This is a genomic window from Niastella soli, from assembly GCF_017742245.1.
In the GTDB taxonomy this organism is placed as follows: Bacteria; Bacteroidota; Bacteroidia; order Chitinophagales; family Chitinophagaceae; genus Niastella; species Niastella soli.
This window is the reverse complement of record NZ_JAGHKO010000001.1, coordinates 3,019,866-3,034,462: the sequence shown is the minus strand read 5'-3', so window position 1 is coordinate 3,034,462 and position 14,597 is coordinate 3,019,866. Positions and strand designations below refer to the sequence as shown.

Annotated in this window: 14 protein-coding genes, 1 tRNA gene and 1 riboswitch; of the genes, 8 read left to right on the top strand and 7 right to left on the bottom strand. The window is 43.4% G+C overall.

The features are described 5' to 3' along the window. Positions 1–68 precede the first annotated feature (68 nt). From J7I42_RS12505 to J7I42_RS12495, 3 genes are all read left to right on the top strand, one after another. Positions 69–140, top strand: a tRNA-Met gene (locus tag J7I42_RS12505). A gap of 91 nt (positions 141–231) precedes the next feature. Further along, positions 232–477: a GIY-YIG nuclease family protein gene (locus J7I42_RS12500; protein ID WP_209139121.1), complete on the top strand. Its 246-nt coding sequence runs from the start codon at positions 232–234 to the stop codon at positions 475–477. A gap of 469 nt (positions 478–946) precedes the next feature. Further along, positions 947–1,144: a helix-turn-helix domain-containing protein gene (locus J7I42_RS12495; protein ID WP_209139120.1), complete on the top strand. Its 198-nt coding sequence runs from the start codon at positions 947–949 to the stop codon at positions 1,142–1,144. A gap of 28 nt (positions 1,145–1,172) precedes the next feature. Here the strand turns inward: J7I42_RS12495 and J7I42_RS12490 are convergent, their stop codons facing one another. Next, a complete protein-coding gene (locus tag J7I42_RS12490) occupies positions 1,173–1,889 on the bottom strand; it encodes a head GIN domain-containing protein (protein WP_209139119.1) in 717 nt (238 codons plus the stop codon). A 102-nt stretch (positions 1,890–1,991) separates the two neighbouring features. Beyond that, positions 1,992–2,097: riboswitch (TPP riboswitch) on the top strand. Between the two features lie 58 nt (positions 2,098–2,155). Between J7I42_RS12490 and J7I42_RS12485 the strand changes: the two genes are divergently transcribed. Then, positions 2,156–4,585: a TonB-dependent receptor gene (locus J7I42_RS12485; protein ID WP_209139118.1), complete on the top strand. Its 2,430-nt coding sequence runs from the start codon at positions 2,156–2,158 to the stop codon at positions 4,583–4,585. 83 nt (positions 4,586–4,668) lie between these two features. Here the strand turns inward: J7I42_RS12485 and J7I42_RS12480 are convergent, their stop codons facing one another. The 5 genes from J7I42_RS12480 to J7I42_RS12460 form a co-directional block, all read right to left on the bottom strand. After that, positions 4,669–5,463: a PASTA domain-containing protein gene (locus J7I42_RS12480; protein ID WP_209139117.1), complete on the bottom strand. Its 795-nt coding sequence runs from the start codon at positions 5,461–5,463 to the stop codon at positions 4,669–4,671. Positions 5,464–5,645: 182 nt separating this feature from the next. Continuing rightward, a complete protein-coding gene (locus J7I42_RS12475) occupies positions 5,646–5,951 on the bottom strand; it encodes a rhodanese-like domain-containing protein (RefSeq protein WP_209139116.1) in 306 nt (101 codons plus the stop codon). A gap of 24 nt (positions 5,952–5,975) precedes the next feature. Beyond that, positions 5,976–6,758, bottom strand: coding sequence for a PASTA domain-containing protein (locus J7I42_RS12470; protein WP_209139115.1), 783 nt, complete (start codon positions 6,756–6,758; stop codon positions 5,976–5,978). A 167-nt stretch (positions 6,759–6,925) separates the two neighbouring features. Next, on the bottom strand, positions 6,926–7,918 hold the full coding sequence (locus J7I42_RS12465) for a D-alanine--D-alanine ligase (protein ID WP_209139114.1): 993 nt from the start codon (positions 7,916–7,918) through the stop codon (positions 6,926–6,928). Positions 7,919–8,197: 279 nt separating this feature from the next. Next, entirely contained in the window at positions 8,198–8,545 is a 348-nt protein-coding gene (locus J7I42_RS12460; RefSeq protein ID WP_209139113.1) for a 4Fe-4S dicluster domain-containing protein, read from the bottom strand. An 82-nt stretch (positions 8,546–8,627) separates the two neighbouring features. Between J7I42_RS12460 and J7I42_RS12455 the strand changes: the two genes are divergently transcribed. After that, positions 8,628–9,626, top strand: a complete 999-nt coding sequence (locus J7I42_RS12455) for a hypothetical protein (RefSeq protein ID WP_209139112.1) — start codon at positions 8,628–8,630, stop codon at positions 9,624–9,626. A gap of 267 nt (positions 9,627–9,893) precedes the next feature. Continuing rightward, a complete protein-coding gene (locus J7I42_RS12450; protein ID WP_209139111.1) occupies positions 9,894–11,393 on the top strand; it encodes a trypsin-like peptidase domain-containing protein in 1,500 nt (499 codons plus the stop codon). Between the two features lie 85 nt (positions 11,394–11,478). Here J7I42_RS12450 and J7I42_RS12445 read toward each other — a convergent pair whose 3' ends face one another. Continuing rightward, on the bottom strand, positions 11,479–12,753 hold the full coding sequence (locus J7I42_RS12445; protein WP_209139110.1) for an alpha-amylase family glycosyl hydrolase: 1,275 nt from the start codon (positions 12,751–12,753) through the stop codon (positions 11,479–11,481). Positions 12,754–12,945: 192 nt separating this feature from the next. Here J7I42_RS12445 and J7I42_RS12440 point away from each other — a divergent pair, with 192 nt between their 5' ends. Both J7I42_RS12440 and J7I42_RS12435 read left to right on the top strand, forming a co-directional pair. Then, positions 12,946–14,175 (top strand): 4-hydroxy-3-methylbut-2-enyl diphosphate reductase, encoded by a 1,230-nt coding sequence (locus J7I42_RS12440; RefSeq protein WP_209139109.1) that lies wholly within the window; start codon positions 12,946–12,948, stop codon positions 14,173–14,175. 126 nt (positions 14,176–14,301) lie between these two features. Beyond that, entirely contained in the window at positions 14,302–14,592 is a 291-nt protein-coding gene (locus J7I42_RS12435; RefSeq protein ID WP_209139108.1) for a hypothetical protein, read from the top strand. The last annotated feature ends 5 nt before the right edge of the window (positions 14,593–14,597 follow it).

Here is a 14,597-nt window from a genome sequence, read left to right as displayed (position 1 = left end):
TCGGGCTCATATCCGCCGGCTGGCGGACGGGGTTCGATCCCAGCTCTTAAAAGTAAAAAACATTATATCGCGAAGTAGAGCAGCGGTAGCTCGTCGGGCTCATAACCCGAAGGTCCCTGGTTCGATCCCAGGCTTCGCAACTTGGTAAAGGCTTCTGGAAACAGAAGCCTTTTTTATTTCTCTGAATTAGTTCTCGTCCTGGTTAGGGCTTTTGAAAGGAAGCCATTTTTTATGTACACAGTTTATGTTTTATATTCTATATGCTTCGACAAAATTTACATTGGATACACCTCCGATCTTGAAGACCGCTTTAAATCCCACAACGAGTTAGCAACAAAAGGCTGGACTATAAGATTTCGTCCCTGGTCAATTTTACATACTGAAAACTTCGATTCGAAATCTGAGGCAATGAAGCGAGAGCAGCAATTGAAATCAGGAGGGGGTAGGGCTTTTATTAGGGGATTAATTTCTAAATAGGTCCTCATCTCGACAGCCTGCCCCGACGTGTCGGGGAGTTTACTATTAACAAGTACGAAAGTTGTCATCGAATAAAAAACCCATCCGCGAATCAACGGACGGGTCATCGTTGCCTTTTCCTAATAAGCATTGAACTTCGTCGGGGGTTAAACCCGAATGCCTTTCTGGAATTTTAGCGTTATATAAAGCCTGATGTGCCGGTGTGGAGATAAGGTATCTATCGCAAACAGTATAGTACAACTGATATTAAATAAATCAGTTATCACATACCAACGGTTACCTACCACTGAAGTTACTATTTTTTTAGATTGCTGTACTTTTTTAGGGACATTTATTATAAGACATATATCTTAGCGCTCCCTTTTCAAGGGTTTTAAAATAAGGGAATCTTATCTTAATTGCGTACATGCGAAAACGTAGAGCTCGGAGGCCTGTGGCCCAGGAACTATCAGCTGCCGAAACTGAGAAGATGTTAAACAGAATTGGAAAGGTATTGAAGAGTAAACGCCAGGCAAGAACAACACTGGAAAGTTTTTCATATGAGATCAATGTTTCAAGAAGCGCTATGACCCGTTATGAAGCCGGCGGTGATATGTATTTAAGTACCTTCCTGAAATTATTGCATGGCCTTGATGTAAGCCCGGAAGACTTTTTTAAAGATGTATAAACATTGTATATGTTAACGCAGTAATATCTTATCCCTTTTTTGAGACCCTGCTACCGCCTGTGGCTGATTTATATTTGATAACGGGATCACCTTTGTAGTTAACTCCACTGCCTCCACTGGCCTCCGCTGCCATTTCTTTGTTGACCGTAATGGAAGCATCACTTCCCCCACTCACGTCAATAACCGCATATTCAGCCACCAGCTCATTTCCTCTAAAATCGCTGCCGCCATGAGCTTCTACTTTTAAGTTGACCACACTTCCTTTTATCCGAACATCGGAACCACCACTTTGATCAACAGTAAGATCGGTCACTGTAACCTGACCGGTAAAATCACTGCCACCTGACAAACCCAATTGTAGCTTATCCGTCTTCAATTCCCCATTAATAATAATATCTGATCCACCGGTGGCCTTCAATTTATTAAGCGTTTTTACCGACACATATGCCTTTAGTTTTCTATTCTTCCAGTTCCAGGCCATTATCCCCGCATCTAAAAAGATCCTCAGCTCCCCGTTTTCAACCACAGTCCGCATTTTATCACGTTGTGCTATTTCTGTGGCGCTTACCACTACCCCTTCCTCGTTGCCCTGCATAATGTACAGATCGATGCCATCAGAGACCCTGATGCCCTGGAAACTGCCTACGGTACGTTTTTCGGCATTGGCATCATAGATCACTTTATCCTGGCCAATAGCCAGGAGATTGATTAATAACAATATAGCTGTAATAAGGTGTTTAAACATATTATTCATATTGCTGTGTGACGGACAAGGACATTCAGATGTTACAATATTCTTAAAAAAAATAATGTTCGTATCTTTGTCGGCTCTTATAAAATAGAGAATTTCAGTTTCCCGGGGTGCTTTTCCGCCATTGGCGGGATTGCTGAGAAAATACCCGTAGAACCTGATCAGGGTAATGCCTGCGCAGGGAAGGTAGCTTCGTATTTGTCTACGCTTCGCTTTCGCAGCATTTCTCTTAAATCATTTTTTCAACAAACATGATACACATGAAAAAAATGCTTTTGGGGATTTGCTACCTGTTACTCACTCATTGTCTAACCGCTCAAATAAGCGGTAAAGTAACAGATGCTGCATCTTCAACTCCCATTGCCTCCGCCACTGTAGAACTGAGCAATGGAATGTCAACGCTTACCACCGAAAACGGATCGTTTGAGTTCAGAAAAGTTAAACCGGGTAACTATACCCTGCATGTTACGTCCATTGGTTTTCAGTCAATCACCCAGCCTGTTGCTACTGGAAATACCATAGCAATCAAGCTGGAACGAATGAATCTCTTTTTGCAACCGGTTGAGATCAAATCGACCCGTGCAGGCGACAAGGCTCCTTTTACAAAAAACAATCTTTCTAAAAAAGATCTTGAAAAACTCAATCTGGGACAGGACCTGCCCTTCGTTCTGAACCAAACGCCCTCGGTGATTGTGAATTCCGATGCAGGTAATGGCGTTGGTTATACCGGCATTCGCATCAGGGGCAGTGATGCCACACGCATCAATGTTACGCTCAACGGCATTCCTTATAACGATGCCGAGTCGCAGGGAACGTTCTTTGTAGATCTGCCCGATTTCACCTCCTCTGTAAACAGTATACAGGTCCAGCGCGGTGTGGGTACTTCATCAAATGGTGGTGGTGCCTTTGGCGCAACCATTAATTTAAGTACCAACGAAACCAATACCACGCCTTACGCTGAGATCAACAACACCTATGGCTCCTTCAATACCTGGAAGCATACGGTTAAAGCCGGTAGTGGGTTGATCGACGATCATTTTACACTCGATGCCCGCGTGTCAAAAGTATCCAGCGACGGCTTTATTGACCGCGCCAACAGTTCGTTGAAGTCATTCTATTTGTCAGGCGCTTATTTAAACAAGAACACTTCTATTCGGGTGAACGTGTTCTCTGGAAATGAAAAGACCTATCAGGCCTGGAATGGCATTCCTGAAGCGAAATTGCGCGGTAGTAATTCCGACCTGGAAAATCACTATTATAATAACTTAGGTTCTTTATACTTTACGCCACAGGATTCAGCTAATTTATTTTCTTCTGATCCCAGGAAGTATAATTATTTCACCTACGCCAATCAAACTGATAATTATCAACAGGACCATTATCAGTTGTTCATCAACCACGACTTCAATGGCCGGCTGGCTTTCAATACCGCCTTCTTTTTAACGCGGGGTAAGGGATATTATGAAGAATACAAACCTGCCATTGCCTATGGCGATTATGGCCTGAACGCTCCGGTCTTCGGTACAGATACGATCTTTTCAACCGACCTGGTCCAGCAACAATGGCTCGACAACTATTTCTATGGACAGGTATTTTCCGTTCAATACAAAGATGGCAAAAGCCAATTGATAGTGGGTGGTGGCTGGAACCGCTATGACGGCAAACACTATGGCAATGTGATCTGGTCGCAATTCGGCGGCATTCCTACAAACTACCAATGGTATAATACCGACGCCTTTAAAACGGATGTGAACGCTTATGCCAAATACCAGTTGCAATTGACCGATCACCTGCAGGGTTTTGTAGACCTGCAATATCGCCGGGTATTGTACTATATCGGCGGTTTTAAAAACAACCCGGGTTTGTTGCTGCGTAACACCTATAATTTCTTCAATCCAAAAGTTGGCCTGGCCTACTCGAAGGACAATTATCAGGTATACGCATCTTACTCACAAGGCAATAAAGAACCCAACCGCGACGATTTTGAAGCAGGCATCAACCAGCAACCCAAACCGGAGAAACTGCACGATTTTGAACTGGGCGTTGAAAAGAAAACCAGCGAATACAACTGGGGCGTTACATTGTATTATATGATGTATAAAGACCAGTTGGTATTAACCGGCAAGATCAATGATGTGGGCTCTTATACCCGTACCAATGTTCCAGACAGCTATCGCTTAGGCATTGAACTACAAGGCGGCATCCGGTTCAACCATTGGCTGAGTGCAGCTGGCAATATCACGCTCAGCAATAATCGGATCAAAAACTTTACTGAGTTTTACGACAATTATGACAGCACGGCGCAAAAAGCAGTACCCCATAGCAATACCGACATTGCCTTTTCACCCACTATTATCGGATCTGGCATGTTGAATATAACTCCTTGCAGCAATATAGAGATCAGTTTGCCTGCAAAATATGTCAGCCGCCAGTATCTCGACAATACCTCCGATAAAAAACGCAGCCCTGCCCCGTATTATGTGCAGGATGCACGCCTCAGCTATACGCTGCGTAAAGCCTTTTTTAAAGAGATCATGTTCATTGGCCAGGTGAACAATGTTTTCAATAAAAAGTATGAACCCAATGGTTATACCTACAGTTACCAGTATGGTGGTTCAGTAACTACCGAGAACTTTTACTTCCCCATGGCTGGCACCAACTTTATGGTAGGACTGAATGTGAAGTTGTAAGAAATAAAAAATACCCATAAAAAAAGCACCCCTGACATTACCGTCAGGGGTGCTTTTTTTATAATCTACATAAGTTCTTTTGATTAATGTCCTTGTGCCGTGCTATCGCTCAGTAATGGCTTCTCTGTTTGTATCCACAGATCAATAAACTGACCTTGTTTTATTTTATTTACGTTACCACTGCCGGTTAAACGGGCAGGATACTGCTTGAATACATAGCCATTGGGATCGGCGCCTGAAGGCTGGATGGTACCCAAAGTTAAACCGTTCGATTCCAGAATAACTTTTGCTTCATTCAAGGTCATCCCAAACATATCCGGCACCTCCATCTGGTCAGTACCTTCACCACGGCCTAACACCAATGTAATCCCGCTTCCCATTGGTATTTTTGTACCCTCCTTAATCTGCTGACCTTTATAATGCTGTTCAAGCACCATATCTCTGGCAAAATACGGAGCATAGATAGTATCCTCCAATTTTAACTTCTGCTGTTGCAGGGTGATCTGTGCACCGCGGAAACTTAACCCCACCAGCTTAGGCATTTCAAGATCCGGTGCCGCATCGCGGTTAATGGTCAAGTAAACCGTACGATTCATTTTAACCTTTGTTTCGGCAGAGGGGAACTGCTTTACAACCGATAACAATGCAGCCGTGTCATTGTATACAGTATCCTGGATCTCTACTTCAAACCCCTGTCCTTCCAGCAACTTTTTGGCCTCCTCATACGATTGACCAGTTACAGATGGAACAGCCAGGGTTTGATCGTGCCGGGTGATCCAGGACAAGGACTGTAAAAAAATAAAGAACAATACAAGCAAAACGCCAATACCCAACAGGATATTAGCCCAAAGTGGTTTTCCGGTAATGAACTTAAACACAGGTGATATTGATTAAAATTTAAAAAATCAGGATACAGACCTCACCTACGCGGCAATGGCTAATCGTGAAACGGGAAACGTGAAATGTGAAAGGGTTCGCAAATTTGGAGAATACTTTACGATGTCCATCTCCCAAAATTCTCTACTTACCTCCCATGGCCCATTTCCTTCTGCCATTCTTATTAACTTCCAAATTTCGACTGCCAGGCCATCATACCACCAGACAGGTTCTTGGTATTGGTAAAGCCCATTGTTTCCAGAATCAAGGCGGCTTGTCCGCTACGGTTACCGCTACGACAGTAAACGATCACTTCCTGGTTCTTCAGGTTCTCCAACGCATCGGCCTGCATCATCACCTGTCCCAGGGGAATATGTGTGCCACCAATGCTAAACTCTTCGCGTTCATGGGGTTCCCGTACATCTAACAGGTTTAATTGCTCACCTTTATCAAGACGCTCTTTTACTTCTTCTATAGTTATGTTTTGCATATACACTATTTAAATTATTTATGGTTATTGTTGCTGTACTTCAGGAACGGTTTGTTTAACCGGTTTATCGCGCTGAAGCCAAAGATCAACTGACTGTCCCTGGCGAATGCGGTTTACACGGCCATCAGGCGTCATATGGTCCGGGCTTTGGCGGCCAACAAAGGCGCTTGAATCGATGCTTGGTATTACAGTTCCCACATTCAATCCATTTGACTCTAATAACACTTTAGCATCGTTATAAGTTAACCCAACGAGATCGGGTACACTAAAATCTTCGTGTCCCAACCCACTGCCTAAGATCAAAGTGACCTTACTTCCCTGCGGAATTTTTGAACCTGCCTTGATCCGTTCGCCATTGTATTGCTGCTCCAGCACCGAATTCTTGGCAAAATCCATCTTGTAGATTGTATCTTCCAGTTTCAACCCATATTGGCTTAACGAAACCTCTGCACTTCGAAAGCTCAACCCTTCCAGGTTAGGCATATCAATAAGCGGTGCAATAGATTTGTTTATGGTAAGGTAAACGGTACGGTTCACTTTTACCACTGCTTCTGCATCAGGAAACTGCCGCAAAACCGAAAGGGGCTTTGCAGTATCGTTATAAATTGAATCCTGTAACTCTACTTCAAAACCTTTGCTTTCCAGTATTTTCCGGGCCTCTGCATACGATTTACCTGTTACAGCAGGAATGGTAAGGGTTTTATCATGCCTGGTAATCCAGTGAAGCGATTGCAGGAACACAATTATCAGTAAAACTATAATGCCAAGTCCTGCCAGTATGTGAACCCAAAGAGGTTTCCCTGTCATGAATTTAAACAAGGTAGTATTTGTTTGTTTATTGTTCGTCAATTGTATCCACCGTGGCCAAGGTTTCGGTGGACGAGTCGTGAATCGGCAAACGTGAATCGTGAAAGGCTCTGTACTTTATCATCCCTATCAACTCTGTCACCCTTATCAACTTCTTCGTTAACTGATCAACTCTTCCTCCTCGTCAACGCATCCTCGATCAATGCGGAATAAAACTCCTTCAACGTCCAACCCATGGCCCGTACCTGTTGTGGAACAATGCTTGCTTCACTTTGTCCGGGCACCGTATTTATTTCAAGCATGTAAGCAGCCTGTTTGGCTTCGTTGTATATAAAATCAATACGCACTACGCCGCGGCAATTAAACAGTTCATAGATCCTTTTGGCAGCGCTGCGAACTTTTTCTGCTATAGCTTCATCCACCTGGGCCGGAGTAATTTCTTCACTCAATCCCTGGTACTTTGCTTCATAATCAAAGAAATCTTTTTTCGACTTCACTTCAGTGATCGGCAGGGTAATGATGCCTTTAGTTGATTTAAAAACGCCTATTGTAAATTCACGGCCGGCTATAAACTCCTCCACCAGGATCTGATCATCTTCTTTAAAGGCTTTTTCCAGGGCACCAGCCAGGTCAGCAGCCGCATTCACCTTACTCATGCCAATGCTTGATCCGCCATTATTGGGCTTTACAAAGACCGGCAGGGCCAGCTGGTTCAGTATCTGGTCTGGACCAATTGGGCTGTGCTTAAAAATATGTACTGATTTGGCAACATTTATGCCAGCAAAGGCCGCTACGGCCACCGTATATCTTTTATTGAAAGTGAGTGCAGAAGTCGCTGAATCACAGGAGGTATAGGGCAATCCGGTAAGGTCGAAATAGCCTTGTAATTTACCATCTTCGCCCGGGGTGCCGTGTATACCGATCAACACTGCATCAAATGTTAATTTTTTACCATTAATGGTCAGGGAGAAATCCTGGCGGTCAACAGCTATTTTTTCACCCTTGTCAGTTTCATAAAACCAACCCTGGGGAGTGATATCGATCTTATATACATTAAACTTGTCTCTATCTACATTCGCTTCAATAGTAAGCGCGCTTTTGTAGGAAATAACAGCTTCAGTAGAGTACCCACCGGTAACAAAGGCAATATTGGGCTTCATGTAAGGTTGGAAAATTTTTAGCAAATAAACGAAAAAGGGACGGAAGCCGGAAACTACATAAGCAGGTATTTGGGAGAGAAATCCTGGCAAAAAGATGAAGGGCGACTAAAAAGGCGGTTTTGCCAATAAAAAAGGTGAAGGTCGTTAATCCTTCACCTCAATACGGCAGGAAATATCACCCGCCACTTACAAGTAGCACTAAGGCTACATTACTATTCTTACAGAAAGGTAGGGAAATTATCTGCTTCTGTCAAAATTTATTTTGGCAGGACCTACCGTTTAAACATGCAGTTTTTCTTTTTTCTCCATCAACTGTTCTACTGTTTCAACATACATTTCATCAGGAACACAACAGTCAACGGGACAAACAGCTGCACATTGCGGTTCTTCGTGAAAACCCTGGCACTCTGTACATTTATTGGGAACTATATAATACGTATCTACACTAACAGGCGCATGAGCTGTATCGGCCTCAGTTAATGATCCATCCAATAAAACAAATGATCCTTTTACTGTAGTACCGTCTGCTATCCTCCATTCTACCCCACCTTCATATATCGCATTATTTGGGCACTCGGGTTCGCAGGCGCCGCAGTTAATACATTCTTCGGTGATTTTTATTGCCATAACTTGCTGAATTTTAAACCTGCCTGCTGCAGGCTTCGTGAATTGTAATACAACTATTTTTGCACGACAAATATAAGGTGTAATGAATTTACAACAACGAATCGTTTTATTGAACCGGTTAGGTGAATATATTTTACAGGATAACGATAACTGGCAGGCAACCAAACAGAAAGCCAGTTTTCAGAACAGTTGGTTCACCCCCGAATTTATTGACCTGGCTACCCGAAATATCGCCCTTGCCTTTTTGCAGGAGGATAAACTAACTGCCTGGGCCCAACAATATAACATCCCAACCGAAAATACCAATCCCAAAAACGTTGGTATTATCATGGCCGGTAATATTCCGCTGGTTGGTTTTCATGATTTTTTATGTGTATTTATCACCGGTCACCGGCAAACCATAAAACCTTCTTCCAAAGATGATGTACTCATTAAACACCTGGTGCAACAATTAAACGAGTGGGATGACGCCACCCGTCAATTGGTGTCGTTTTCCGAGTTATTAAAAGGCTGTGATGCCTATATAGCTACTGGAAGCAATAATTCTGCCCGGTATTTCGAGTACTATTTCAGCAAATACCCTCATATCATCCGTCGCAACCGCACCTCGGTAGCCCTGTTGACCGGCAAAGAAACCCCGGCGGAGCTGGATAAACTGGCAGACGATGTATACCAGTATTTTGGATTAGGCTGTCGTAATGTGACTAAATTATATGTGCCTGAACAATATGATTTTATTCCTCTGTTGGATGCGTTTAACAAATACGATTACCTCAGCGATCTGCATAAATACAAACACAACTACGATTACATGCTGGCGGTTTTGATACTTAACAAACAGTACTACATGAGCAATCAGAGCATTTTACTGGCCGAAAGCAAGGAACTGTTCTCGCCCATCAGCCAACTGAATTATGAATATTACCAAAGCATTGATCAGGCCGAAGCCGCATTGGTCAATAATCAGGATGTGCAGTGTGTTGTTGGCAAAAACCACCTTGATTTTGGCGGGGCACAACGACCATCACTTACAGATTATGCCGATGGCGTTGATGTCATGAAATTTTTACTTGAATTGTGAAAAACTGGCAAACTGTCCTGTAAAAATTACACGTAGCCACTACCAATTACCTATAATAATATTTAACTTTCCACCAGCGGCAGGGGCGTTTTTAGCGTTTCCTGCTTACTTTTAGTAAATTTGAGAAGCGAAGTACGAAGACTTTAGTAAATTAATTGTTAAACCAACTTATCAACACTAGTTTCCATTACTTCCTGACGTTAAATTTGTTGTTATCAGGCATATAATTTGAAACAAGTAATAAATCTCATAAAATTTACAACGATTATGAAGTGGAATCAAATGCTGGCTATAGTACTCATAAGTGCCTCCACTACAGGAGTAACGATGTGGGGGGTTAACCATTTTAGCCATGATGGTACATACGTTTATCAAAAAGAAGGCGATACTGGAAAAATACCGGCTAATTATGCGGGCTTTAATGGACTAGCCGGAACAAACGGACCTGTTGATTTTTCAGCCGCTGCTGAAGCCGCCATTCCCGCAACAGTACACATTAAAACAAAAGCTACCCGTACGGTAAGTAATAACCTGCCCCGTAATAATCCCTTCGGCGACCTCTTCCCTGACCTGGATGATTTCTTTGGCAATGGGACCCGTTCTATTCCTCAAATGGCTTCCGGTTCCGGTGCTATTATTAGTGAAGACGGTTACATTGTTACCAATAACCACGTAGTGGATGGTGCAGATGACATTACGGTAATGCTTACCAACAAAAAATCTTTCAAAGCCAAAGTGGTTGCTTCTGACCCCAGCAGCGATCTGGCGGTGATAAAGATCGAAGCAAAAGGTTTACCATTCCTGTTATATGGCAACTCTGATGAAGTAAAGGTTGGCCAATGGGTGCTTGCAGTTGGTTACCCTTTAACACTGGAAACAACAGTAACTGCAGGTATCGTAAGTGCTAAAGGCAGAACGCTTGAAATTAACAAACGTCAAAGCGACTCACCGGTTGAATCATTTATTCAAACAGATGCAGCCGTTAACCCTGGTAATAGCGGTGGCCCGTTGATCAGTACCGATGGTAAACTGATCGGTATTAACTCAGCTATTGCCTCTCCTACCGGTGCTTATGCGGGTTATTCATTCACCATTCCCGTTAACATTGTAAAGAAGATCGTTTCTGACCTCATCAAATTTGGAACTGTACAAAGAGCTTATCTGGGTATCGAGTATCCGAAAGACAACCTGAGCGATGAAGAAAAGAGATCGAATGGGATCAAAGATGATGGTGGTGTATACGTAATGACTGTGCGTGATGGTGGTGCTGCTTTAGCCGCTGGTATAAAAAAAGGCGACGTGATCACCAAGATCGATAATGTGCCTGTAGTAAATGGTGCCGATCTTATTGGCCAAATTGCTACACACCGCCCTGGCGATAAGATCACCCTTTCTTATCAACGTGCCGGTAAAGAGTATACAACTTCTATTACCTTAAAGAATAAAACAGGTAGCACTGATATCGTTAAAACTTCTGTGCTTGATAAATTAGGTGCTGAGCTGGAAACCCTTAACAAGGATGATGCGAAAGAAGTAGGCGTTAAAGGCGGTGTAATGGTAAAATCTATCGGCACACGTGGTCTGTTAAGCAAAGTAAGAATTCAGGAAGGTTATGTGATCACTAAAGCCAACGGCAAAGACGTTAGCAGTGTAGATGACCTGCGTAAGGTCCTGGAAGGCGCTTCAGGCAGTGTGAAACTGGAAGGTGTTTATCCTGGTTACGAAGGCATTTATCCTATTGTGATCAATTTAGATAGTGCGAATTAGTACTATAGCACTGACAACTTATAAAAGAAAATCCCACCGAATTATCGGTGGGGTTTTCTTTTTATGGGGAACGCTCAACGCGCGCTTACCGTGTCAGCACCAAATATTCATACGCTTTCAGCTGGACCGTAAATGATGCGTTTACGGTAACCGGTTGTTGCGTGAAAACGTTGGTGAATTTGCCCTGTACAGACGCGCCCTGTAATTGAACGCTTACATCCTGTGTGCTTAGATTTAAGATCACTATCAACTCTTTATTGTTGTATTTACGAGCGTAGGCCAGCACCCGGTCACTATCGCTGGTAGTAAGCACCTGCGGCCTGGCCGCTTCTCCTGCCTGCAAAGCCGGATGTTTTTTTCGTAACTGTAATAAGGTCTTATAAAAAGCCTCCAATTGCGGCGTACCATTCCAGTTTATTTCGTCTTTATCAAAAAAGGGTAATCTTTTATGCAATGGTAGTTCCTGGGCCGTATAAATGAGCGGAATCCCATTCCAGGTGCTATTGAATACAGCTAATGGGGCTGCCATGTCTCCATATTTCTCATACTCGGTCCCATTCCAGGTATTTTCGTCATGATTACTGGTGAACAGCATGGGAAATGTATCAGATGGCAGATCAAATTGATAATGGTTCAACACATCCTTTAACTGGTTCAATGTAATTTCCTGGCGGTAATATTTTTGGGTGGCCGACATCCATCGCCAGCCATACAAACAATCAAATGCCTGTAAATAAGGCACATCCTGGGTTTCGCCAAGCCAAAACAATGGTTTTACAGCATCCAGTTCAACACGGGCATTACACCAGAAATCAAGGGGTACCAGGTGGCACATATCGCAGCGAAAACCATCTATATCGCATTCTTTTACCCAAAAACGCATGGCATCGATCATGGCGGCGCGCATGCCATGGTCGTAATAATTCAGATCAATTACATCGTGCCAGTTATGGGTATCGTAGAATTTGCCCTCCGCATCCCGCTTGTAGAACTCGGGGTTCGATTGAGTCCAGATATGGTCCCACCCTGTATGATTGGCCACCCAATCAATGATCACTTTTAATCCCAGATCATGGGCTTTTTTTACCAGTCCTTTAAAATCGGCCAGGGTGCCAAATTCAGGATTGATGGCTTTATAATCTGCACAGGCATAATAACTTCCCAGCGTGCCTTGTCGTTTTTCCTTGCTAATGGGGGTAATGGGCATAAACCATAAGATCTCAACACCCATCTCCTTTAATCGTGACAAATGTTGTTGGGCAAATGCGTTAAATGTGCCTTCGGGTGTATACTGGCGAACATTTACTTCATATATGTTGCTGTTAAGGCTCCAAGCTATTGGTGAAAATCGTCGCGTCATAATCTCTTTCCTGGTTGGTTTAATCAAAATTACGGGCAACTAATCAAAATTCCGTTCCAAGTTCCAGGATACCGGTTACATGGCTATTATTTTCGAGTATAATATCTCTGGGCTGCATTCCCTGTAACCCCGAAAAATCGGGGCTGGCTCTGTAACTTGAAACCTGCAACTTCTTCGTACCTTCGCCCTGGCATGAAAACATTTAATGTACCTATTACTTATCGCAGCCCCCTGATCACGGCCATCAAAAACAGCCGTAAACAGCAGGACAAGATGAAGAAAGATTTTACTCCTACCCTGCTGACAATGGGCTCATTGCACATCTACCTGGCCCGTCATTTCGGGTTCTGCTATGGGGTAGAAAATGCCATCGAGATCTCCTTCCGAACAATAGAATCAAATCCAGGCAAGCGGATATTTTTATTGAGTGAAATGATCCATAATCCGCAGGTGAACGCCGATCTGCAAAGCAGGGGCGTACAATTTCTGCAGGACAATTATGGCCATCAGCTCATCCCATTTGAGGAATTAACTGCCGATGATGTGGTGATCATTCCTGCTTTTGGTACAACGCTTGAAATTGAGTCGAAATTGAATTCACTGGGTATTCCGGTTGAAAAATACAATACAACCTGCCCCTTTGTTGAAAAAGTATGGAACCGCAGCGAACAGATCGCTCAAAAGGGCTATACCATTGTTATTCATGGTAAACCGAAACATGAAGAAACCAGGGCCACGTTTTCCCATGCAGCCAGCAATGCCCCTTCGGTAATTGTAAATGACATGCAGGAAGCGGAAAACCTGGCGAAATATATTACCGGCGAAAAACCGGCAGCTCACTTTTACACCGAGTTTGCCAATCGCTTTTCCGCTGGTTTTGATGTTACCCAACATCTTCAACGAATTGGGGTTGTGAACCAAACCACGCAACTGGCTACTGATACGCAGGCTATTGCCGAGTTTCTTAAACAAACCATTCAAGCCCATTACGGCTTAACACCGGACAACATTGAAACCCGTTTTGCCGATACCCGCGATACATTGTGTTATGCCACCAATGACAATCAAACAGCCGTTACCGGTATGTTGCAAACGCCTGCAGATATCGCCATTGTAGTAGGTGGTTATAACAGCAGCAACACTACCCATCTTGCTGAATTGTGTGAACTACAACTGCCAACCTATTTTATTAATGGGGAAGAAAAACTGCTTTCTCCCAATGAGATCCACCATTATAATTTTCATACAAAAGAAGAATATCTGGCCTCCGGCTACCTGCCTACGAGCAATCCCGCACGCATTTTAATCACCAGCGGAGCTTCCTGTCCCGATGCAGTGGTTGAAAGCGTTATCCGCAAGCTTGCTTCCTTTTATGGAGTTGAGGACAAGCTGGATGCGGTAATAAAGGAATTTGCAGGTTAATCGTTTTCTCCGGTCCATTCATCGTGAAAAAAGGGGTCGTGCGCTCAATTTTGTGCTGGCAAGTTCTTCCGGGTTTAAACTACTGCGTTACTGCAAGGTCAAAACGCCTGGATAAACTGAAAAGCCATGAAATGGGTTAGTATTTTATTATTTGGAATGTTCATCACCATGGGCGTAACTGGTTCGGCGCAGCAACGCCTGATAAATATTAATGAACGGGACCGGTTGCGATTGCGTGATCTGAATTTAACGCCTGAGCAAAAGCGAAGATTGGTGCGTTTGGTTCAACGTGAACGGATGCAGCAGTATATGAACCAACAGGAGCTGAATGACATTCTTACCCCCAGACAAAGGACGCAATTAATGAAGTGGAGGGAGCAACGGAGCAGAAATGATAGTACTGAAGTGAAACCTTAAATTGA